At 52.7% G+C, this 21,356-nt stretch carries 17 protein-coding genes; 10 read left to right on the top strand and 7 right to left on the bottom strand.

Annotation, left to right across the window (positions count from 1 at the left end; translation table 11 throughout):
• Window positions 1–714: 714 nt before the first annotated feature.
• On the top strand, window positions 715–2,043 hold the full coding sequence (locus HK25_RS02435) for an MFS transporter (protein ID WP_086554279.1): 1,329 nt from the start codon (window positions 715–717) through the stop codon (window positions 2,041–2,043).
• 229 nt (window positions 2,044–2,272) lie between these two features.
• On the top strand, window positions 2,273–3,901 hold the full coding sequence (locus HK25_RS02430) for a carbohydrate porin (protein WP_086554277.1): 1,629 nt from the start codon (window positions 2,273–2,275) through the stop codon (window positions 3,899–3,901).
• A 53-nt stretch (window positions 3,902–3,954) separates the two neighbouring features.
• Here HK25_RS02430 and glyS read toward each other — a convergent pair whose 3' ends face one another.
• Together glyS and HK25_RS02420 are read right to left on the bottom strand one after the other, a co-directional pair.
• Window positions 3,955–6,015, bottom strand: coding sequence for a glycine--tRNA ligase subunit beta (glyS, locus tag HK25_RS02425; protein ID WP_086635182.1), 2,061 nt, complete (start codon window positions 6,013–6,015; stop codon window positions 3,955–3,957).
• 2 nt (window positions 6,016–6,017) lie between these two features.
• On the bottom strand, window positions 6,018–6,902 hold the full coding sequence (locus HK25_RS02420) for a glycine--tRNA ligase subunit alpha (RefSeq protein WP_086554321.1): 885 nt from the start codon (window positions 6,900–6,902) through the stop codon (window positions 6,018–6,020).
• A gap of 276 nt (window positions 6,903–7,178) precedes the next feature.
• Between HK25_RS02420 and HK25_RS02415 the strand changes: the two genes are divergently transcribed.
• Window positions 7,179–7,976, top strand: coding sequence for a DUF2076 domain-containing protein (locus HK25_RS02415; protein ID WP_086635181.1), 798 nt, complete (start codon window positions 7,179–7,181; stop codon window positions 7,974–7,976).
• 66 nt (window positions 7,977–8,042) lie between these two features.
• On the opposite strand, the gene HK25_RS02410 is transcribed toward HK25_RS02415, so the two are convergent.
• The 4 genes from HK25_RS02410 to HK25_RS02395 form a co-directional block, all read right to left on the bottom strand.
• Entirely contained in the window at window positions 8,043–8,531 is a 489-nt protein-coding gene (locus HK25_RS02410) for a helix-turn-helix domain-containing protein (protein ID WP_086554274.1), read from the bottom strand.
• A 78-nt stretch (window positions 8,532–8,609) separates the two neighbouring features.
• Window positions 8,610–10,241 carry an apolipoprotein N-acyltransferase gene (gene lnt / locus HK25_RS02405; RefSeq protein WP_086635180.1) on the bottom strand — a complete coding sequence of 544 codons (1,632 nt, stop codon included), beginning with the start codon at window positions 10,239–10,241 and terminating at the stop codon, window positions 8,610–8,612.
• A 41-nt stretch (window positions 10,242–10,282) separates the two neighbouring features.
• Entirely contained in the window at window positions 10,283–11,143 is an 861-nt protein-coding gene (locus HK25_RS02400) for a GNAT family N-acetyltransferase (RefSeq protein WP_086635179.1), read from the bottom strand.
• Window positions 11,140–11,562 carry a transcriptional repressor gene (locus tag HK25_RS02395; protein WP_233127613.1) on the bottom strand — a complete coding sequence of 141 codons (423 nt, stop codon included), beginning with the start codon at window positions 11,560–11,562 and terminating at the stop codon, window positions 11,140–11,142. The genes HK25_RS02400 and HK25_RS02395 overlap by 4 nt, the downstream gene beginning before the upstream one ends.
• Window positions 11,563–11,807: 245 nt before the next feature.
• Here HK25_RS02395 and HK25_RS02390 point away from each other — a divergent pair, with 245 nt between their 5' ends.
• On the top strand, window positions 11,808–12,029 hold the full coding sequence (locus tag HK25_RS02390) for a sulfurtransferase TusA family protein (RefSeq protein ID WP_086635178.1): 222 nt from the start codon (window positions 11,808–11,810) through the stop codon (window positions 12,027–12,029).
• 65 nt (window positions 12,030–12,094) lie between these two features.
• Here HK25_RS02390 and rho read toward each other — a convergent pair whose 3' ends face one another.
• On the bottom strand, window positions 12,095–13,390 hold the full coding sequence (gene rho, locus HK25_RS02385; RefSeq protein ID WP_086554320.1) for a transcription termination factor Rho: 1,296 nt from the start codon (window positions 13,388–13,390) through the stop codon (window positions 12,095–12,097).
• 403 nt (window positions 13,391–13,793) lie between these two features.
• Between rho and trpB the strand changes: the two genes are divergently transcribed.
• From trpB to HK25_RS02355, 6 genes are all read left to right on the top strand, one after another.
• Window positions 13,794–15,020 (top strand): tryptophan synthase subunit beta, encoded by a 1,227-nt coding sequence (trpB, locus tag HK25_RS02380; RefSeq protein ID WP_086635177.1) that lies wholly within the window; start codon window positions 13,794–13,796, stop codon window positions 15,018–15,020.
• Window positions 15,017–15,847 carry a tryptophan synthase subunit alpha gene (gene trpA, locus HK25_RS02375; protein ID WP_086635176.1) on the top strand — a complete coding sequence of 277 codons (831 nt, stop codon included), beginning with the start codon at window positions 15,017–15,019 and terminating at the stop codon, window positions 15,845–15,847. Before trpB ends, trpA begins: the two co-directional genes overlap by 4 nt.
• A gap of 5 nt (window positions 15,848–15,852) precedes the next feature.
• The gene (locus HK25_RS02370) at window positions 15,853–17,112 is read left to right on the top strand and encodes a TIGR03862 family flavoprotein (protein WP_086635175.1); all 1,260 of its coding nucleotides are present in this window, start codon (window positions 15,853–15,855) and stop codon (window positions 17,110–17,112) included.
• Between the two features lie 22 nt (window positions 17,113–17,134).
• On the top strand, window positions 17,135–18,613 hold the full coding sequence (locus tag HK25_RS02365; protein ID WP_086635174.1) for an ATP-binding protein: 1,479 nt from the start codon (window positions 17,135–17,137) through the stop codon (window positions 18,611–18,613).
• A gap of 73 nt (window positions 18,614–18,686) precedes the next feature.
• Window positions 18,687–19,844, top strand: coding sequence for an ATP phosphoribosyltransferase regulatory subunit (locus HK25_RS02360; RefSeq protein ID WP_086635173.1), 1,158 nt, complete (start codon window positions 18,687–18,689; stop codon window positions 19,842–19,844).
• A gap of 72 nt (window positions 19,845–19,916) precedes the next feature.
• Entirely contained in the window at window positions 19,917–21,206 is a 1,290-nt protein-coding gene (locus HK25_RS02355; protein ID WP_086554264.1) for an adenylosuccinate synthase, read from the top strand.
• Window positions 21,207–21,356: the final 150 nt, after the last annotated feature.

Raw genomic sequence — 21,356 nt, 5'->3', positions numbered from 1 at the left:
CCTTTTCCCTTAAAGTTTTGATCGGATACAGACTGAGAAAACTGGTCCTGGAAAAAGCCATGCAGATAATTTTATAATTACGTCTGCAGAAACTATAAAATACGGTCAGTATATGTGCTGTAATTCAGGCGGGACTCTGTTTTTAATATAGCATGCAGAATCAGGTATTCTGTCACTTTTCTGTTTCAAAATGAAAATGCTTTATGTGTTTGGCTGCAGGTAAAAAGCGGCAGGCAGATTTTTGTTAGCCTGATTATTTTAAAAGCGCAGAATACTGCGGGATACAGCCGGTTGAAAGGAGGGCAAAAGATACCCTCTTATAAAATAATAAAAAAAACAAAATAAATATATCTTTATAAAAAAATAACATTTTCTGAAAAAATTTGATTTTTCTTATGAATTATTTTGTATGGTTTTTTAAAATAAAAGTAAAATATGAGAATATGATCTGAATATTTTATTTTTATTTGTAAATCAATATTGACAAAATGAAAAAATATACGGTTGAAAATATGGCAATTCTCTGGTAGTACTGTTTCAGGCATCACCTTATATATGTCTATATTTTCGTTGCGTGCGAAGCCTCGTTCGCGCGCCTGTCCAAATGATCCCAAGCGCTCTCGTAGGGATCATGCATGACGCAGTCCTTATCCCGTTTTTTCAGGGTTTTTTATGCTCTGTGGGCTGCTGTCCAGATGTTAGGGAGATTGTGTCTTGTCAGAGACGTCCTCCGGTCAGCGGCGCGGGCTTGCTGGCCTTCTCGGTATTCCTCAGCCTCTTTTCTTTGGCTTTGTGGGCCTGCTGCTTTTTATGGTCGGTGACGGTGTAGAAGCAGGGTATCTTGATACATATATGCTCCACCATGGTCATACCCAGGGTGATGTGAACCTGATGTTCACCACCTATGGTGTGACTGTTATGATCTCTGCCTGGTTGTCAGGGCCATTATCTGACCTGTTCGGGCCACGCCGCACAATGTGGGCTGGTTTGCTGCTGTGGGCTGTGCTGGAGGTCGGTTTCCTTACATTTGGCCTTGGTCCTGATAATCTGACTATGACGCTGCTGTTTTATACGCTGCGTGGTTTTGCTTATCCGTTGTTTGCTTATGGCTTCCTGGTCTGGATCGCTGCTGCAACGCCCGCACGTATGCTGGGTTCGGCTGCCGGCTGGTTCTGGTTCTCGTTCTCTGCCGGTCTGCCTACTCTTGGTTCGCAGTTTGCGCGCTATACCATCCCTGCGATTGGTGAGCTGGCAACATTCTGGTGTTCTCTCGGGCTGGTTATTCTGGGTGGTCTGGTTGCTCTGCTCTTTGTGCGTGAGCCAACAGGCAGCAAACGTCTGGCACCGGCACATGCTGATAAAAAAGCTATTTTCTTTGGCTCAATCAGCATCATGTGGCGTGAGCCAAAAACGCTTGTTGCTGGTGTTATCCGTACTATTAACACGTCTTCAGAATATGCGTTTCTGGCTATTATGCCGGCCTTCTTTGTTGATGAACTCCATTTCTCACAGGGGCAGTGGCTTGACCTTTTGTCTGTGATCTTCCTGGGCAACATCCTTTTCAACCTTGTTGCCGGTATGATCGCTGACCGTCTGGGGCATCGCTTCGTTGTGGCTGTTGGTGGTGGTCTGGGCTGCTGCCTTACCATTCCGATGTTTTACTATGTTCCCATCTGGTATCCGGGTAACTTCCCGCTGGCTATGCTGGCAGGCTTTATCTATGGCGGTACGGTTGCTGCGTTCGTCCCAATGTCTGGCCTGATGCCGCTGATCTGCCCGAAAGAGAAAGCTGCCGCTCTGTCTATTCTGGGTCTGGGTGCTGGTGCCAGCACATGGTTCGGTCCTGCAGTCGTGGCTATATGTGAAGCAACGTTTGGCATGGGTCTTGAGGGTGTGATCTGGACTTTTGTTGGTCTGTATTTCATTGCAGCAGTGCTGACACTGTGCCTGAGCATTTCTCCTGAAGCGCACCGCCATACGCAAATGCTCGAAGCGCGTAATCGCAAAGAGCGCGAAAATGCAGATATGGTGCTTTCGCACTAAAAACCTCATCTGAGCGCCAGGGTGCTTCCCTGTGCGCTTTCAGAGCAGACGTTTTTTACGGCCGTTTCTCCAGCAGGAGAGGCGGCCTTTTTTTATGACCTCAGGAGCAGTTTGTATTTTTGAAACCGGAATACGCTCTTGTGACTGGCCTAATGCTTTGAATTATAATAAAAGATTTTTTCGTTCTGACTCAAAAATAAAAAATCTATAAAGCAGACGGATCTTTCTTATGACTTATAACCTGCACCTTACGGTCGCGGTTCCCGAGGGACTGCGCCTGTTGCTTTGTTTCGTCGTATCGTTCCTCATTATATCAGCCCGGACTGTTGTTATCAGAGGCAGGTGCTGTCTGGTGTGGTTTGTCGTGAGTGCAGTGTGTTGTGTGGCAGCGTACCCAGCCTGTGCTCAGGATACTCCTGCTTCTTCACATATTGCGCAGCCGGTAACTGAGCAGGCTCGTGTTGATCCGGGACACTCACCTGCAAATAAGGCTAAAGTCACATCTGTGCAGGTGACATCGCCAACGCTTGAAAGCCTGTTTAAGACTGAGAGTATTTCGGCACTTCTGAACAGCTCAGTCGATGCGTTGCGTGTCAGTGATGTCTCGGCGGGATATTATGTGCCGGCACAGACTTTTGGTCATCTTGTGCCACAGCTCGATGGGCCACGAAAATGGCTTGAGAATAAAGGCATCTCTCTCCAGCTTTCTTATAAAGGGGAGGGAATAGCCAATGTTGCCGGCGGGGTGCGCCGTGGTATGGATTATGCACATGAAATTACGCTGATTACCCGGCTTGATTTGGGTAAGCTGTTTGACCTGAGTGGCTGGTATTTTAATGCCGTTATGCTTGAGCGGGCAGGCCGTCAGGTTTCTTATGACTATGTCGGCGAACATCGTATTTTGCTGTCTGAGGTGTATAGCCTTTCAGGCAGTGTTGCCGCGCATCTGGCCGATATGTATCTTGAGAAAACGTTTTTTCATAATCGGGTGAATGTTCACGCCGGCCGTATAACGCTTACGCATACTTATGCAACATCTGTGTTGCTGTGCACCTTTATTATTCAGTGCTCTGCCCCTGTTGGTATTAAGTCACAACAGGGCTGGAGTGTTTATCCAAAAGCGACCTGGGGTGGCACTGTTCGTGTCAGGCCAGCGCGTGACCTGGTGCTGATTACCGGCGTGTATCAGTCTTCTCCTCTTGCGGAGAACCCTAGTGGCTGGGCCTGGGGGGCAGAGCACGGTACGGGCGTTATGCTGCCAGTCGAGCTGACCTGGCAGCCGTTTTTTGGGCGCAGAAAACTACCCGGCCATTATAAGGTTGGCTTTGCGCACGACACCAGCCCTTATGCTGATCTGATTGGCACTCTTCCACCTGCGCTGCGTAACAGTATGAAAGTGTTAAAACCGAGGCCGCGCGATACGTTTTATATTGAAGCTGATCAGATGATTTACCGTAAACAGGGTAATCATCAGATGGCAGGTGGCTATCTGATGGCCGGGTATATTCATAATACACCCAGCGTTTCGGTGTTTTCTGACCAGGTTTATGTGGGTGCATCTTTGCTCGGTATTATTCCTTACCGGCCATTTGATCGCTTTGGTGTGATGTATTCTTACTATAAACTGAGTAACAGATTGTCAGAAGGGCAGAGACTGCGTCGTGATGCGGGTATGTCTATGGGAGCTTTTGTAAATGGCCCGCAGACCCATACTGCAACACTTGAGGTCTATTACGGTATTCCGGTTATACCGGGTCTCGTAGCTCAGCCTGTGTTTGAATATATGTTTCGCCCGGGCGAAACATCCAGAATTCCCGATGCAGCGTTATTGGGTCTGAAAGTTATGGCCACCTTATAATGTGGCGTTATGCTGGCCTGTTACGTGTGTAACAGGCCAGCATCGTGAAGGAGTTACCCTTCGATCTGACTGAAGTCAGCAATAAGACGCATCATACGCTCCAGACGTGCCAGCAGATAAAGGCGGTTCAGCCTTAAGTCTGGTTCAGGTGCGTTGACCGTGACCTCTTCAAAGAAACTGTCGAGCGGGCCACGCAGGCTGGCTGCTTCTTTCATCGCATCGGCAAAATGTTCCCTGGCAAAGGTAGCCTCAACTGCAGGTTCAACTTTATCCAGTGCGTCTGCCAGTGCGCGTTCTTCAGCCTGAGCATAAAGCGTGGTCTGCGGTGTTTTTTCGTGCGGACCATCTTTTTTGTTTTCAATGCGCAGAATATTGGCAGCGCGACGTGTGGCAGCCAGCAGGTTTTTACCATCTTCTGTTTCCAGCATGTCCTGCAGGGCTTGTGCACGCATCAGAAGGCGCACAATATCCGTGTCGGTGTTACCGGTCGAAATCGCCGCCAGGCAGTCGTAACGTGCCCCTTCAGAGCGTAGCTGTACGCGCAGACGCTCAGCAATAAACTGCGGCAGCAAATCGAGGTCAGGCGCATTTTGCAGATCAGCGGGCAGGGCTTCAGCGGCGAGGGTGAAGATCTTCGCCAGGTCGAGGCGCAGCCCGTTTTCACGAATCAGGCGGATAATGCCCAGCGCTGCACGACGCAGACCAAACGGATCGCCCGAGCCTGATGGTTTTTCGCCAGCTGCAAAAAAGGCCGTCAGCATGTCAAAACGATCTGCCAGGCCAGCAACAACAGACACTGGTGCTGTCGGTACATCGTCGCCTGGGCCACGTGGCTGATACTGCTCGGTTATGGCCTGGGCGACAGCATCATTTTCGCCGTCATGGCGGGCATAATACCCCCCCATAATGCCCTGAAGTTCGGGGAACTCGCCAACCATGCCCGTTGTCAGGTCTGTTTTGCTCAGCTCTGCGGCACGTATGGCTGCAGATTTGTCTGCTCCGGTCATGTCAGCAATCAGCCCGGCCAGACGCATCATACGCTGTGTGCGTTCACCCTGTGAACCAAGCTTTGCGTGGAAGGTAATGTTATCCAGTGCAGGCAGTCGGCTTGCGAGGGTTTTCCTGCGGTCCAGATCCCAGAAATGACGCGCATCGGCAAAGCGGGCCCGCAGGACGCGCTCATTACCGGCAACTACCAGTGAGCCATCATCGGTGGGGGCAATGTTAGCAATAAAGCCAAACCAGGGAGCGGCTTTGCCGTCAGCGCCTCTCAGGGCGAAATAGCGCTGGTTGATGCGCATTGACACCTGCATCACCTCAGCGGGCAGGTCCATAAACTGGTCGTCGATCTGCCCCAGAAAAGGCACCGGCCATTCCACCAGGCCTGAGACTTCATCGACCAGACCGGCATCAGGCACCAGGGTCAGGTTTTTTTCAGTGGCGAGGCGCTCAAGCCCTTCACTGATGAGTGTGCGGCGCTCAGAGGCTTCAGGAATAACAAAGCGGCTTCGCAGCGCATCAAGCCATTCTGCCGTGTTGCTGACGCTTACCGGGCCCGGGGCCATAAAGCGGTGGCCTTCGGTAATGGCATCACTGCTCAGGTGATGACCGTTGTCATTGTCCTGTGCCAGAGAGAAGGGTACGACTTTGCCATCAAATACGCAAAGCAGGCGGCGCAGAGGGCGGATCCAGGTAAAGCTGCTGCCAGAGCCCCAGCGCATCGAGCGTGGCCAGGGGAAGCGGCGCAACAGGTCGGGTAGCTGTGCTGCAATATGAGTGGCAGCATCAACCGGGGGTTCGTTGCGCTCAAGCACCCAGAAACCATTTTGCAGGGTCAGCTGGTCTTTGGTGACACCATGTTTGCGGGTGAAGCCCTCGAGGGCTTTTTCCGGTGCTGTTTCGCGCGGGCCACGTTCGGAGATAACCCGGCCAGGAACCTGAGTGTTAATCTGGCAGCTCAGGGCAATACGGCGCGGGCCGGTGAAGATTTTTATGTCCTGTGGTGCGAGCGGAGCGAGCATATCGCTCATCAGGCGGTGAAAGGCTTCGCCGGCCTGCCCCTGCATACGGGCTGGAATTTCTTCAGAAAACAGTTCTGTCAGTAATTCAGGCATAATTATTTATCCTCTCCGGCCAGCCATGTTTCACAGCAGAGTTTTGCCAGAGTTCTTACGCGACCAATGTAAGAGGCACGCTCGCTTACGCTGATAACACCGCGTGCATCGAGCAGGTTAAACAGGTGACTGGCTTTCAGGCACTGGTCATAGGCAGGTTGGGCCACGCCGGCTTCAGCCAGGGCTGCGCTTTCTTTTTCTGCATTAGCGAAGTGAAGAAAAAGCAGGTCAGTATCAGCCAGCTCGAAATTGTGACGTGAATAATCGCGTTCAGCACGCAAAAATACATCGCCATAGGTCAGGCCTGTGCCGTTATAATCGAGGTCATAGACGTTCTCGATACCCTGCACATACATAGCCAGACGCTCAAGGCCATATGTCAGCTCAGTTGAGGGGACCGTAACCGGAATACCGCCGACCTGCTGAAAATAAGTGAATTGTGTGACTTCCATTCCGTCACACCAGACTTCCCAGCCCAGACCCCAGGCCCCGATGGTCGGATTTTCCCAGTCATCCTCAACAAAGCGGATGTCGTGCAGGTCAGGGTCAATACCAATAGCGCGGTAGCTGTCGAGCAGCAGTTTCTGGCTTTCTTCAGGTGTGGGTTTGAGCAGCACCTGGTACTGGTAGTAATGCTGAAGCCGGTTTGGGTTTTCACCATAGCGGCCGTCAGAAGGGCGGCGGCATGGCTGCACATAAGCTGCTTTCCATGGTGTGTTGCCTAATGCCCGCAGAGTCGTGTGCGGGGAGAGTGTGCCAGCACCAATTTCCTGGTCATAAGGCTGGAGTATGGCGCATCCCTGCTGAGACCAGAACTGGTGAAGAGTCAGGATGAGATCCTGAAAAGAAAGTGGCCGCTCAGCTGGCCGGGAAGACACCGGGTCCATATCAGACTGAAACTCCGCAATAAATAAGGTCAGAACAGAAAAAAGCAGCAGAAGCAGAACCCCTGTGCATATGCGCTGCACCATACAGTGGTATCGACCTGACAGGAAGGGCAGGAAATTAACTTGTCTGGTGTGTGTGTTACTTCTTGTAAGAGCCCGGGTGGTACGCCACATCTTGGTCAGAAAGTAAGTTTACCGTCTGGAGAAGCAGTAGATGGAGCGTCAGGTAACGGCGCTTCGGGCCAGGCGAAGTAATCAGAAGCAGGAAGGCAGGCAATGAACAACGAAGAACGCGATCTGATTTCGAAATTTGTCGCGCGGGTAGGCGGCCAGGGGCAGGGTGGTTTTGGCAGTGTGCCAAACACACAGCCCGCCCTGCCTGCTATTGACCCTGAGGCAGACCAGTTTATCGGGCAGCAGTTTCAGCAATATCCTGAAGCCCGTTATCGCATCACGCAGATGGCAGTTGTGCAGGAAGCGGCTCTGGTTCAGGCGCAAAATCGTATTCAGCAGCTTCAGTTTCAGCTTCAGCAGGCTCAGCAGGCTTTACAGCAGGCGCAGCAGCAGTCATCGCAGCCATCATCAGGTGGTGGTTTCCTGGGGGGCTTGTTCGGCGGTGGCCGTGGTGCTCAGCAGCAGCAGCCACAGGGGGCTCCGCCTCCGGGCTGGGGTGGCAGCCGCCCGGCTGGGGGCGCGCCACAATATCAGGCTGCCCCCCCGCAGTATCAGCAGATGCCTTATGGTATGCAGCCTGGCATGTTCCAGCGCAGTGGTACAGGTTTTCTTGGTTCAGCCCTGACAACGGCAACCGGTGTGGCTGGTGGTATGCTGGCGGCTAATGCTCTGACCAGTCTGTTTAGTGGTCATCATGATGCGGGTGGTGCCGGGTTTGGTGCAGGTATGCCACAAAGCGAGACTATCAATAACTACTATGGAGATAATTCTGACCCGTTTGCTGGTAATGGTACAGCAGCCGATTCGAATTTTGATGTCGGCCCGGCGGATGATGGCGGCTGGGATGCCGGCGGTGGTGATGATTTTGGTGGCGGTGACTGGGGTGACAGTTCTTTCTGATCTGTGCTTCTGAGCCTGAAGATTATGGCGGGGCATAATAATGTGCCCCGCTTTTTTTTATGTTGGTTAGTTGTTCATTGAGCGGATAAGTTCGAGAACGTTTTTTCGAACTTTTATATCCGTAATACTGTAGTAAGCCCTGATAAGATCAGTCGTTTCTTTGCTTGATAAAAGGTCAGGAGCCCCCCTGTTCGGTGAAGCATTGGCATATTCTCTGTGAAAAGGTGATCGTGTTTCACTAAAGCCAAATGTCCGGGCTGAAGATGTTGCATGCTGAGGTGGGGTAAGGTCTTCAAAGAAGAAAGTAATCGGGACTTCCAGTGCTCTGGCAATGTCATAGAGGCGTGAGGCACCGACGCGGTTGGTGCCTCGCTCATATTTTTGAATTTGCTGAAATGTAATGCCTATAAGCTCACCGAGTTTTTCCTGCGAGAACCCAAGTAATGTACGACGCAGGCGAATACGTTTACCAACATGTGCATCGGTAGAAGTTGCACGAGAGACAGTAGAACGTACTTCGTCCTGAACGCAGGGAGCTTTTTTAGAATTTGTCACAATTATACCCAGTGCTTAGATTAGATAAAATATATTATTATTTATCTAATGGCATATAAAAAATATTTTGGTAATAAATTAGTTAAGATGTTTATTTTTATTATCTATTTTAGAAATAATTAAACAGCTAATGAAAATCAATAAAATCAATGAAAAATATGAAATTCTTCCTGCTTTTGAAAAAAGTGTTGAAGGAAGTGCTGGCGGAATATTAACAACCAGAAAACCGGTCTTATCCCATCCCAGGTGTTTTATTTCACGGCCATAGCCATCATAAGCTATAGAAATTCCTGTATTGGCAGCGCGGGCAACAGGCAGGCCTTCTTCAGTGGCGCGTAGCCTGACGGAGGAGAGGTGCTGGCGCGGGCCGGCACTGTTGCCAAACCAGGCATCGTTCGTCACGTTCGCCAGCCAGCGGGGGCGATCATGCTGGTTAACAACATCACCTGAGAAAATGACTTCATAGCAAATGAGAGGGCCTGTGGCAGGAACATTGTCCAGGTGCCAGGTTTGTGGCCCAGGGCCGGGAGCTATACCGCCACCGGGTACAATCTGAAGAGGGATAAAGGCGGGCTGGTACTCACCAAAAGGTACAAGTTTTGCCTTATCGTAGGTTGCTTCAATAGCTCCATCAGGTGACAGGGCCATGACTGAGTTGCGGTACTGCCCGTTTTGGTCTTCGCGCAGCGCACCGATCAGGCCTGCCTGAGCACCCTCTGCCCAGGCCATAATAATCTGACGGGCACGGGGACTGTCCTGTAGCAGGGTGTAGCCAGGGAATGATGTTTCAGGCCATAAAAAAACTACCGGATCTTTTGTCGCGCCAGGGTCTGATTTCTGCTGCATCAGTGCTTGCTGCACACCCTGACGGGTTAGTGTCAGGTAGCGTTCAAAAATACTCTGGGGGCTCAGATTTTCCACTTTTTCTGATTCGGGAATATTGCCCTGTACAATAACGGCTATCGGGCCGTTTACTCCCTGAGGGTGCACAGTGTGAAGTCTGAGAAAGCCGGCGCTTACCCAGGTTATGATAAACAGACTGCCAGCGAGTAAAGTTCGGTATCTGGTTTTTGCCTGTTGCAGTAAAACGCTTTTGTTGTGGCGCTGCCGCCAGCCATCCTGCAAAGCGGCACCGCAGAACAGGCTGAGAAGAACGATGACAAATGTCATGCCGTCCACACCCATCCATGCGGCAGGTTGTATCAGTATATCCCCTGCGCCGCCGGGTATAGCCAGTGCACTGCCCAGGGGGTTCCAGGGAAAGCCGCTAAAGATAAAAACACGCCCCATGTCGCATAGTGTCCAGCCTGCGGCCAGAGCGATCATACGTAGCGGGCCTGGTCTGATTAACCGGCACAAAGCGGCTGGTGCGGCTGTAACCGGAGCGAGAATGAGAGCGCACCCCAGAGAGGGAAAGGGCACAAACCACCAGAAATCGGCTGCGCGGATCATTACTGCGTTGACCAGCCAGTAAAGACTTGTGGCGTAAAACCCAAATCCGAACATTGCCCCTGCCCAGGCTGCTCGTTTCCAGTCAGAGCTTTTGTCGATTGTGCGGGCCAGGAGAGGAAAAGTCAGGAGTAGTACAAAAAGACAGTGCACCGGCGGTAAGGCCAGTGCAGAGAGAGCACCGGCACTCAGCATTATGCCCGTATGTCGGGGAATAAGATGTCGGGGGCGAAGTTTGCGCAAAAAGGCAAAATACTTCATCGGAGTATCACGTGCGCTGGCCTGGCTGGTCGTATCAGAGTTTATTCTCTTTCATCCAGCGCATCACGCAGACGGCGCTCATAATGTCTGTAATATTTATCAGCCATAAGTTCTGTTTTAACGATGATTGCAATATCCGTCGTGTTAAACTGCGGATCAATCACCGCACCATCTCCCACATACGCGCCAAGTCTCAGATACCCTTTGATAAGAGGTGGCAGGCCGGCAAGGCAGGCACGGTAGTTTAGTGCTTGCGGGTCTGCACGCAGCATTTCGACCTTGCGTTCAGATAAGGCCTCAACGCGCAGGGCAGGAGGGGCCAGATGGTTGTGGTAAAGATAGGTTAGTTCATTGCTGATATTGTCAGGGTTGGTGCCCGGCAGGCTGGCGCATCCAAACAAAATATCGATTCGGTAAAGGAAAATATAGGAGGCAATGCCGCGCCATAAGAGCTGCATGGCTGCCCGCCCCCGATAGTTTTTATCAACGCACGAGCGGCCAACTTCGAGCAAGCGCCCCGGGAAGTCGGTTAGTTTGGAGATATTATATTCACTCGAGGAGTAAAAATGACCAATTTTAGCGGCAGCCTCGCTTTGCACCAGGCGATAGGTGCCAACAACTCCGCGTGCGTCAGAAGCGATATCATTATCAATGACCAGAAGGTGGTCTGCCACGGCATCAAATTTATCAATGTCACGCTTCAGCCGTAAGGTTTCGGCATCGGGGCTTGCGCCCATTTCTTCGTAAAAAACTTTATAGCGCAGCGCATGAGCTGCATCGCGTTCAGCATCTGTCGTGGCAAGACGCACGCTGAGGTTGCCCCCGCGCAGCTCAGGAAAGCCATTGCGCTCCAGTTCGAGAGTGGAGAGAGAGGTATTGCCAGGTCTGAGAACTGAACTCATGAGTGTTTTTCCTTCTCCCTGTCATGCCGGGTTGTTTTATCAGTGCTGGCCGGGCTTCTGAGCTTTTTACCAAAGAGCTCCAGTCTCATAGAGACGAACTCAAATCCAAGACGCTCAGCCACGCGCCGCATAAATTCTTCATGGGCAGGGTCTTCGAACTCAATAACCTTCCCGTTATCAACATCAATCAGATGATAGTGATGCCGTCCTGATTCGGTTGCTTCATAGCGTGCACGACCGCCACCAAAGTCACGACGTTCAAGAATACCTTTTTCCTCAAGAAGACGAACGGTACGATAAACAGTAGCAACTGAAATGCGTGAATCGAGTACAGATGCACGACGATAAAGCTCTTCGACATCAGGGTGGTCATCTGCGTCCGATAATACGCGTGCTATAACCCGGCGTTGCCCTGTCATTTTCAGGCCGCGTTCAATACAGAGCTGTGCGATACGTGACTCTTCTGCCGGTTGCGCTTTCAAAGGTAAAAATCCTGTTTGTGATCACCTGCGTTATTCTTCATCAGGTAGCCGAATTTGGCGGTGTTTGTCCAATTTTACCTTTTCCACATGTTTTGCTGCGTAAAATTTAAGTGGTCTGATATGTGGCAGTTCGCCAGGATGGCAGGAAATCGCCTTCCTGACTTATAACCGCAGAGGATATAATGCTCGATATTACCGGGGAAAAATGCCCCATGACATTTGTAAGAACCCGCCTTGCACTCGACGCTCTGGCGCCGGGGGGACATTTGCAGGTGCGTCTTAAAACAGGGGAGACTTATACTAATGTCACTCGTTCTGTGCGGCAGCTTGGTCATCAGGTTTTAGATGAGCACAGTGAGGCAGAAGATGTGGTTGTGCTGCGTATTCAGAAAGCTGGCGGATAACCGTTTATAAAAAAACAGGAGGCACCAGGCCTCCTGTTTTTTGTAACCTCAGAGCTGTAAAGCCGTCAGTTGTTCATGGCTTCAAAGAAGTCATTGTTTGATTTGCTGTATTTGAGCTTATCAAGCAGGAAGTCCATGGCATCCATCGTGCCCATAGGGGCCAGGATGCGACGCAGAACCCACATTTTAGAGAGGGTGGCGCGGTCAACAAGGAGTTCTTCTTTACGGGTGCCGCTTTTGGTAATGTCGATTGCGGGGAACGTACGTTTATCCGCCAGCTTACGATCAAGTACCAGTTCAGAGTTACCTGTGCCCTTGAATTCTTCAAAAATCACTTCGTCCATACGGCTGCCGGTATCAATCAGAGCGGTGGCGATAATGGTCAGTGAACCGCCTTCTTCGATATTACGGGCGGCACCAAAGAAGCGTTTGGGGCGCTGCAGGGCGTTAGCATCCACACCACCTGTCAGCACTTTACCTGATGATGGCACAACAGTGTTATAAGCGCGGGCCAGACGCGTGATTGAGTCGAGCAGAATAACAACATCACGCTTATGTTCAACCAGGCGTTTGGCTTTTTCCAGCACCATTTCTGTCACCTGCACGTGGCGGTGTGCTGGTTCATCAAAGGTAGAAGAAATCACTTCGCCCCGTACAGAGCGAGCCATGTCGGTGACCTCTTCAGGGCGTTCATCAATCAGCAGAACAATCAGGAAGACATCAGGATGATTTGCTGAGATTGATGCCGCAATGCTTTGCAGCATGACGGTTTTACCGGTACGGGGTGGTGCAACAATCAGCGCACGCTGGCCCATACCAATGGGCGTTACCAGGTCAATGACGCGCGGAGTAAAATCCTGCGTGCTTTTGCCTTTTTTACCCCTGGTTTCGCTGACCGCAGGAGCCTGGTTTTCAACTTCCATCTGCAGGCGACGCTCAGGGTAGAGCGGTGTCAGGTTGTCGAAGTTGATACGGTGGCGAACGGCCTCGGGAGGCTCGTAGTTAATGCTGTTGATTTTGAGCAGTGAGAAGTAGCGTTCGCCATCACGTGGTGCGCGAATCTGGCCTTCAACTGTATCGCCCGTGCGCAGACCAAAGCGTCGTACCTGCAGAGGGGAGATATAAATATCATCCGGTCCTGGCAGGTAGTTCGATTCCGGAGAGCGAAGATAGCCAAATCCGTCATGCAGGATTTCAAGTGTACCATCGCCATAAATTGCCTGGTCGTTATCGGCCAGAGCTTTGAGGATGGCAAACATCATATCCTGTTTGCGCAGAGAGGAGGCATTTTCGATATTAAGGTCTTCGGCACATGCCAGAAGATCGGCCGGAGATTTGGCCTTGAGTTCTGCAAGCTGCATATAAAGATGCCCTGAGTTGGCAAGGTGAGCAGAAAAGGGAAGCCGGGATCGTAATAAAGATCCTGTGACGGGCAGGGTATTTAAAACACCAGTGATGCAGATACTCTGCAAAAACCGACGCAGGAAGATCCTGACTATAAAAGGACGGGGAGAGTACTGGGCAGGTGAAGTCAGCCAGTAACTGACTGAACTATGTAGAGCTATCGCTAAACGCTGTCAATCATCCGCAAGAACTGTTTTGCCCGAAATTATATGTATTCTCATGAAGTGACCTCACTTCATGCTGAAACAGTCTGCAGGCCTCTGTGCAAATACCAGCAGAATCTGGTAAGCCAGAGAACCTGCTCCCGGAGTTTTATGGCTTCGTGAGCAGCATGCACAGACAGTAGATGGCAGAATCCAGATGATAGCAGATGCAGCACAGACGAACTCCCTCCGGCAGGGCCCTGATGAACGCGGGCACTTTGGTGGGTGGCATGGCGGACGTTATGTGGCTGAAACCCTGATGCCGCTGCTGCTTGAGCTGGACCAGGCCTATAATACTGCGAAAGCTGACCCTGAGTTTCATAAAGAGCTGGCTTATTATCTGAAGGATTACGTCGGTCGTCCCAGTCCGTTGTGGTTTGCCCGCCGCATGACTGAAGAGCTGGGTGGCGCAAAAATTTATATGAAGCGTGAAGAGCTGAATCATACAGGCTCGCACAAGCTTAATAACGTTATGGGGCAGATTTTGCTGGCCCGTCGCATGGGGCGTAAGCGTATTGTCGCTGAAACCGGCGCCGGTCAGCATGGGGTGGCAACGGCCACAGTCTGTGCGCTTTTTGGCATGAAATGCGTGATTTACATGGGGGCGACCGATGTTGAGCGTCAGCAGCCTAATGTATTTCGTATGCGTCTGCTCGGCGCTGAGGTGGTGCCAGTTACAGCCGGCGCCGGCACATTGAAAGACGCCATGAATGAAGCGATGCGCGACTGGGTGGCAAATGTAGCGGATACGTATTTTCTCGTTGGTACGGTGGCCGGACCGCATCCCTACCCGGCGATGGTGCGTGATTTTCAGAGTGTTATTGGTGATGAAACCAAAGAGCAGATTATGGCTGCCGAAGGGCGTCTGCCTGATCTGATCGTTGCCGCTATTGGTGGTGGTTCCAACGCGATGGGTATTTTTCATCCGTTCCTTGATGATGCATCTGTGCGGCTGATTGGCGTTGAGGCCGCCGGGCACGGACTCGACAGTGGCAAGACAGCTGCCTCTATTGAGCGTGGGCGTCCTGGCATCCTGCACGGGAACCGTACATATCTGATGCAGGATTTAGATGGTCAGATCACCGAGGCACATTCGATCAGTGCCGGGCTTGACTATCCCGGTGTCGGGCCTGAGCATTCATGGCTGCATGACATTGGTCGTGCTGAATATGTAGGTGCTACCGATCAGGAGGCACTCGACGCGTTTCAGCTCTGTACCCGCACTGAGGGTATTATTCCGGCTCTTGAGTCAGCGCATGCGATTGCCTGTGCGGCCCGAATGGCTCCGACACTCTCTGCAGATACCCTTCTGGTCGTCAATATTTCCGGCCGGGGTGATAAAGACATCTTTACTGTTGCTGATTATCTGGGAGTAAAACTGTGAGCCGTATTGCCGCCCGCTTCGCTTCTCTCGCCACTCAGGGGCGTGGTGCGCTCATTCCTTATCTTGAGGCATTTGACCCTGATTATGATACAGCACTGGCATTGCTTAAGGCGATGCCGGCTGCCGGTGCCGACCTGATTGAGATTGGTGTGCCATTCTCTGACCCTTCTGCTGACGGGCCGGTTATTCAGCAGGCAGCATTGCGGGGCCTTAAAGCAGGTTCAACAATGACCGGCGTGCTGAAAATGGTGGCGCAGTTCAGAGAAGAAGATCAGGACACACCGGTTATCCTGATGGGTTACCTCAATCCGATTGAAACGTACGGCTATGAACGTTTTTGTAAGGATGCGGCTAACGCGGGTGTTGATGGTCTGATTATTGTTGATCTGCCACCTGAAGAAGCTGACGTTATTGAACCCCATACTGATGCTTCCGGTCTTGATATTATTCGTCTGGTTGCACCGACCACGTCAGATGAACGTCTGCGCTATGTGCTCTCTCATGCATCAGGCTTTGTTTATTATGTCAGTATTACGGGCATAACCGGTACGCGTACCGCAAGTGCTGCTGACCTGCGTGAGGTGCTGCCGCGCCTGCGTGCGGCAACAAAACTTCCGGTTGCTATAGGTTTTGGTATTCGCTCGCCAGAGCAGGCCGCAACTGCGGCCAGCATTGCTGACGGAGCAGTTGTTGCATCAGCGCTGCTGGCAACGCTGGCAGATACTCTTGATGCAGAAGGCAGGGCGACAGAGCAGACATTGCCGCGTGTTTTACAGCAGATCAGAGAGCTGGCCGCTGCTGTGCGGGCAGCTGGTAGCGCAGGCTGAGCCGGGTGTCTGTTTCAGAAGAAAACGCAGGTACAAAGACAGCCCGTGTGTGTGTGGCTGGCAGTGGTCCTGCCGGCCTGGCTGCAGCGGAGTATTTGTCTGCGGCGGGGTGTCAGGTTCATATTGTAGAGCAGATGCCAAGCCCGGGGCGTAAGTTGCTTATGGCGGGCCGTGGCGGGTTAAATATCAGCCATTCCGAAGCAAAAGATGTGTTTCTGACGCGCTATGCAGAGGCTGCTCCCTGGCTGGTACCTGCGCTTGCTGCATGGACTACTGAAGATATCACTCAGTGGATGCAGGGGCTGGGTATCAGGAGTTTTACAGGGTCTTCAGGGCGTATTTTCCCTGAGATGATGAAGGCATCCCCTTTATTACGGGCATGGCTTGGCCGCCTGCGTGCGCAGGGTGTGCAGCTGCATACGCTCACACGGTGGGAAGGCTGGGATGCTCAGGGGCAGCCGGTTTTCAGCTCTGCGCGTCCCGGACATTCTTTGTCACCAGAGCTTGCTTCTCCTTTTCAGTTTGATGCTGTTGTGCTGGCTACAGGCGGGGCAAGCTGGCCACGCCTTGGCAGTGATGGTGCGTGGGCACCTGTTCTGGCAGGGCAGGGTGTGTCGGTTGCGCCGCTGGTGCCCTCTAACTGCGGCTTTCAGGTCGCCTGGTCTGAGGTGATTCGTGAGCGTTTTGCGGGCGCGCCGCTTAAGCCTGTTGCCCTGACCTTTGATGGACGTACCGTGCAGGGTGAGATCGTGGTAACCGCGACGGGCCTCGAAGGGGGGGCGCTTTATGCGCTTTCAGCACCGTTGCGTCAGGCCATACAGCGCGATGGCTTTGCTACGCTGATGCTTGATCTCAGGCCCGGGATGAGTGAGGCGGACCTGACTGCCCGCCTTTCAGCCGTGCGCCAGCGTGAGAGTCTTTCCAATCGTTTGCGTAAGGCATTGCGCCTGCCTCCGCTGGCCGGCGCATTACTACGCGAGACTGGTGATGTACCTGCAACATCAAAAGAGCTTGCCGCGCGTCTTAAAGCTGTGCCGGTGCGTCTGGTCGGCACAGAATCACGCGACAGGGCTATTTCGACTGCGGGTGGTGTGATGCATACCGCGTGTGATGAACATTTTATGCTGACAGCCCGTCCCGGTGTTTTTGTCGCAGGTGAAATGCTCGACTGGGAGGCCCCGACAGGCGGCTATCTGTTGCATGCCTGCCTCGCAACAGGGCGTGCAGCTGCAAAAGGTGTGCTGGAGTGGTTGCAGCAACCATGATCCTGACGGTATCTGCTCTTTCATGAGCAATATGATTACAATCGGCGATGTACCCGGCGGTGGTCCGGCACAGATGGATCTGGGGGAGCTGCTTGCGACCCGTCTTCTGGTGCAGGGCAATTCGGGTTCAGGTAAGTCACATCTGCTCAGGCGGTTGCTTGAACAGTCGGCGCGTCTCGTGCAGCAGGCGATTATTGATCCTGAAGGTGATTTCGTAAGCCTGGCGGAGAAATTTGGTCACCTGGTTATTGATGGTGCTGAGTATTCAGAGATGGAGCTGCACGCTGCTGGTGAGCGTATGCGCCTGCATCGTGCTTCTGTCGTCCTGAATCTGGAAGGGCTTGATGCAGACCAGCAGATGAAATGGGCTGCAGCTTTTCTGGGCGGCATGTTCGAGGTGCCGCGTGAATACTGGTACCCTGTGCTTGTTGTGGTTGATGAGGCTCAGCTTTTCGCGCCTGCCGCAGCGGGCGAGGTATCAGATGAGGCGCGCAGAGCTTCGCTCGGGGCGATGACCAACCTGATGTGCCGTGGTCGTAAAAGAGGACTGGCTGGAGTTATCGCGACCCAGCGTCTGGCCAAGCTTGCAAAAAATGTTGCGGCTGAGGCTTCTAATTTTCTGATGGGCCGTACGTTTCTTGATATTGATATGGCCCGTGCTGCTGACCTTCTGGGGATGGAGCGCCGGCAGGCTGAGGCTTTCCGTGACCTTGCACGAGGCACATTTGTTGCGCTGGGCCCGGCTTTGTGTCGTCGCCCTGTTTCTGTCAGAATCGGTGCAGTTGAAACAGAAAGTCGTTCTGCCGGTCCTGTTCTGGCGCCGTTTGAGCCGCCATCAGCACCGGTGCATGACCTGATTCTTGCTCCTCTTACTACGTTTGAGGTGGCTTCCCGGCCTGCGAAAATTGCCGCTGCCCCACCACCTGATCTGCTCTCAAGTCTTGCCGCGCATGGTGAGGCTCAGCAACAGGCTGCGGCCCGCACAGAGCCTGAACAGGAAGAAACGCCTGAGAGCCAGCAGGAGCGGGAAGCCCGTATGATGGCCGTGCTGCGTGAAATGCTTGAGAGTGCAGAGAACACGTTTCGGCCTGCTCCCGTGTTGTATCAGGACTTTCTGGTGCGCTGCCGTATAGCGGGCCTTGGACGCAACGCGCTTGACCTTAAGAGGTTTAACCGTGCACTGGCTACGGCACGGAGCGGTGTAAGCGAGGACATGAGTGTCACGCCTGAATGGCAGGAGGCTCAGTCTCTGGCTCAAGGTTTACCTGAGGATGTTCAGTCCGTGTTTCTGTGTCTTGCACGTGCGGCTATTGCCCGGCAGCCTTGTCCGGCTGATGCAGAAATTGCCAGGGTTTATGGTACGGTGTCACAGGGGCGCGCACGGCGTGTGCTCGAGTGGCTTGAAGACCGCAATATCATTGTGTTGCGCAAAGATGGCGTGGAGCGGAGAATTCTTACAGTGATTGGTCCCGGGTGGGAAACCCTGCCAGGTGAGGCATAATTAACTGTTGAGTGTATGAAAAGTGAGTGCCTGCGGGTATGACGGGTGTCACAGGCAATGTATAGAGGCCCTTATGACGGAAGACCCATATAGCCCGGCTTTGTTGCCGACCGGTTTTGTTGATCTGCTCCCTCCCGAGGCACGGACCGAGGCTGAGGGCGTTGCAGCTCTTGTGCGCGTGTTTGCGTCATATGGTTATGACCATGTGCGCCCGCCTCTGATGGAGTTTGAAGAAACGCTTCTCAGTGGATCAGGTCTCTCCCTGGCGGATCAGAGTTTTCGCGTGATGGACCCTGAGACCCGGCGGATGATGGTGCTGCGCCCTGACATTACACCGCAGATTGCGCGTATGGCTGCGACTCGTCTGCAGCGTCTTCCGCGCCCCCTGCGTCTGTCTTATGCCGGGTCATGCGTTGTTGTGCTGCCATCAGCAGCTGATGAGAGTGGCCGCCAGATCATGCAGGCTGGTATAGAGCTGATCGGCCCTGACAGCCCCCAGGCTGATGCTGAGGTGATCTGCGTTGCAGCTGAAGCCCTTCAGCAGCTCGACATTCCCGGCGTGTCCTTTGACCTGACTATGCCGTCCCTGATTCCCGCATTGCTTGAAGAGGCAGCGGTGCCAGAGGCGGAGCGTCCGGCTCTTATGCGCGCACTTGACCGTAAAGACGCCGCTGCGGTGTCTGCTCTGGGAGGCAGGTTGTCAGAGATCCTGACAGCCCTTCTGCAGGCCGCAGGCCCGGCTGACAGAGTGCTGCCTTTGCTGGCCCGGGTATCTTTGCCTGCGCGCGCGCGCGCTGCGCTGCAGCGTCTGACAGAAGTTGTTGCGGCTATTAAGGCTCAGTCACCTGACCTGCGCCTGACGATTGATCCGGTTGAGTTCAGAGGCTGGAAATACCATACCGGCGTATGTGTTACGGTGTTTGCACAGGGCTGCTCTGAAGAGCTGGGGCGTGGCGGGCGTTATCTGTGTAATGATGACGAGCCGGCCTGTGGCCTGACGTTTCGTCCTGATGTGTTGTTTCGCCTTGTGCCTAATGTGCCGGTGATGCAGCGCGTGTATGTTGCCCCGGGTGCCAGCACAGATGTCGCAGATGCCCTGCGCGGGCGCGGCGTTGCTGCAATTAACAGCCTGTGTGCTCCGGCAGAGGGTGAGGTTGTTTATTATGCTGAGGCCCGGCGCCTTGGGTGTAGTCATATTCTTCTCGATGCGAGCTGCATCGAGCTGGTTTGAGGTTTATTTTTCTTCATCGTTCATGTTTGCCGATGACGATGACAGGCAGGTTTTTTCCAGGAGCAGAGTGTTATGTCTAATGTCACTGTAATCGGGTCGCAGTGGGGCGATGAAGGTAAAGGCAAGATCGTTGACTGGCTGGCCAGCCGCGCTGACGTTGTTGTGCGTTTTCAGGGTGGTCATAACGCAGGGCATACGCTGGTTGTCGGTAACCAGGTTTATAAGCTGTCTCTGCTGCCTTCAGGTGTTGTAAACGGTAAGCTGGGTATCATCGGCAATGGTGTGGTCGTTGACCCGCAGGCCCTGCTGTCTGAGATTGGCCGTATCCAGGAACAGGGGCTGAAGGTTACGCCTGAGACTCTCAAAATCGCTGAAAATGTGCCTTTGATTCTGCCTGTCCATGGTGCGCTGGATCGTGCGCGTGAGGCTGCTCGTGGTGAGCGTAAAATTGGCACAACCGGTCGCGGTATTGGTCCGGCTTATGAAGATAAGGTCGCCCGCCGTGCTATTCGCCTGTGCGATCTCGCCGAACCGGAAACACTGGACTGGAAGCTTGATGAGCTGCTGCTGCACCACAACACTCTTCTCAAAGGGCTGAATGCAGAGACTTTCAGTAAAGAGGAACTTCTGGCGTTTCTGACAGATATTGCTCCGAAGGTGCTGCCTTATATGGCGCCTGTATGGGATATTCTCGATGATGCCCGTCGTTCTGGCAGCCGGATTCTGTTTGAGGGCGCACAGGCTGTGATGCTTGATGTTGACCATGGCACCTACCCGTTTGTGACCAGCTCAAACACTGTAGCGTCTAATGCAGGTACGGGTTCAGGTATGGGGCCTGCTGCTGCTGGTTTTGTTCTGGGTATTGCTAAAGCGTACTGCACGCGTGTGGGTGAAGGGCCTTTCCCTTCAGAGCTGTTTGATGACACTGGCCGTAAGCTTGGCGAGCGTGGTCATGAGTTTGGTACGGTGACGGGGCGTCCGCGTCGTTGTGGCTGGTTTGATGCTGTTCTTGTGCGCCATGCTGTGCGCGTTGGTGGCGTTAACGGTCTTGCCCTGACAAAACTTGATGTGCTTGACGGGCTGGATGAAATTGCCATTTGTACAGGCTATGAGCTTGATGGTCAGCAGATAGATCGTTTCCCTTCAGCTCCAGGTGCACAGGCGCGCGTAAAGCCGGTTTTTGAAAAGATTGAAGGCTGGAAAGAAACGACCCGGGGTGCCCGCAGCTGGGCTGATCTGCCTGCTCAGGCTATTAAATATGTGCGCCGTATAGAAGAGCTGGTCGGGGCGCCGGTTACATTGCTTTCAACCAGCCCTGATCGTGATGATACCATTCTGGTACGTGACCCGTTCGAGGGTTAAAAAGAATTTCTGCAGCAGAGATTTTTGATGACTAAAAAAAGCCGGTGCATTATGTACCGGCTTTTTTATGTATTTATTTATAATTTTTCTTATATTTATTAATAATAAATTTTTTATCTTTATAGTTTTCACGATAGAAACGTTATATAT

The sequence above is a fragment of the Acetobacter sp. DsW_059 genome, from assembly GCF_002153695.1.
Classification (GTDB): domain Bacteria; phylum Pseudomonadota; class Alphaproteobacteria; order Acetobacterales; family Acetobacteraceae; genus Acetobacter; species Acetobacter thailandicus.
The sequence above is the reverse complement of the archived record's forward strand: the minus strand, read 5'-3'. Positions and strand labels throughout refer to the sequence as shown.

Excerpts from the sequence above, each read along its gene's own strand:
- lnt (WP_086635180.1), bottom strand. The coding sequence starts at position 10,241 with ATGAAGTATTTTGCCTTTTTGCGCAAACTTCGCCCCCGACATCTTATT.
- rho (WP_086554320.1), bottom strand. The coding sequence starts at position 13,390 with ATGCAGCTTGCAGAACTCAAGGCCAAATCTCCGGCCGATCTTCTGGCA.
- HK25_RS02420 (WP_086554321.1), bottom strand. The coding sequence starts at position 6,902 with ATGGACCCGGTGTCTTCCCGGCCAGCTGAGCGGCCACTTTCTTTTCAG.
- HK25_RS02355 (WP_086554264.1), top strand. The coding sequence starts at position 19,917 with ATGTCTAATGTCACTGTAATCGGGTCGCAGTGGGGCGATGAAGGTAAA.
- trpB (WP_086635177.1), top strand. The coding sequence starts at position 13,794 with ATGATAGCAGATGCAGCACAGACGAACTCCCTCCGGCAGGGCCCTGAT.
- glyS (WP_086635182.1), bottom strand. The coding sequence starts at position 6,015 with ATGCCTGAATTACTGACAGAACTGTTTTCTGAAGAAATTCCAGCCCGT.
- HK25_RS02415 (WP_086635181.1), top strand. The coding sequence starts at position 7,179 with ATGAACAACGAAGAACGCGATCTGATTTCGAAATTTGTCGCGCGGGTA.
- HK25_RS02395 (WP_233127613.1), bottom strand. The coding sequence starts at position 11,562 with ATGACAGGGCAACGCCGGGTTATAGCACGCGTATTATCGGACGCAGAT.
- HK25_RS02390 (WP_086635178.1), top strand. The coding sequence starts at position 11,808 with ATGCTCGATATTACCGGGGAAAAATGCCCCATGACATTTGTAAGAACC.
- HK25_RS02365 (WP_086635174.1), top strand. The coding sequence starts at position 17,135 with ATGAGCAATATGATTACAATCGGCGATGTACCCGGCGGTGGTCCGGCA.
- HK25_RS02360 (WP_086635173.1), top strand. The coding sequence starts at position 18,687 with ATGACGGAAGACCCATATAGCCCGGCTTTGTTGCCGACCGGTTTTGTT.
- HK25_RS02430 (WP_086554277.1), top strand. The coding sequence starts at position 2,273 with ATGACTTATAACCTGCACCTTACGGTCGCGGTTCCCGAGGGACTGCGC.
- HK25_RS02400 (WP_086635179.1), bottom strand. The coding sequence starts at position 11,143 with ATGAGTTCAGTTCTCAGACCTGGCAATACCTCTCTCTCCACTCTCGAA.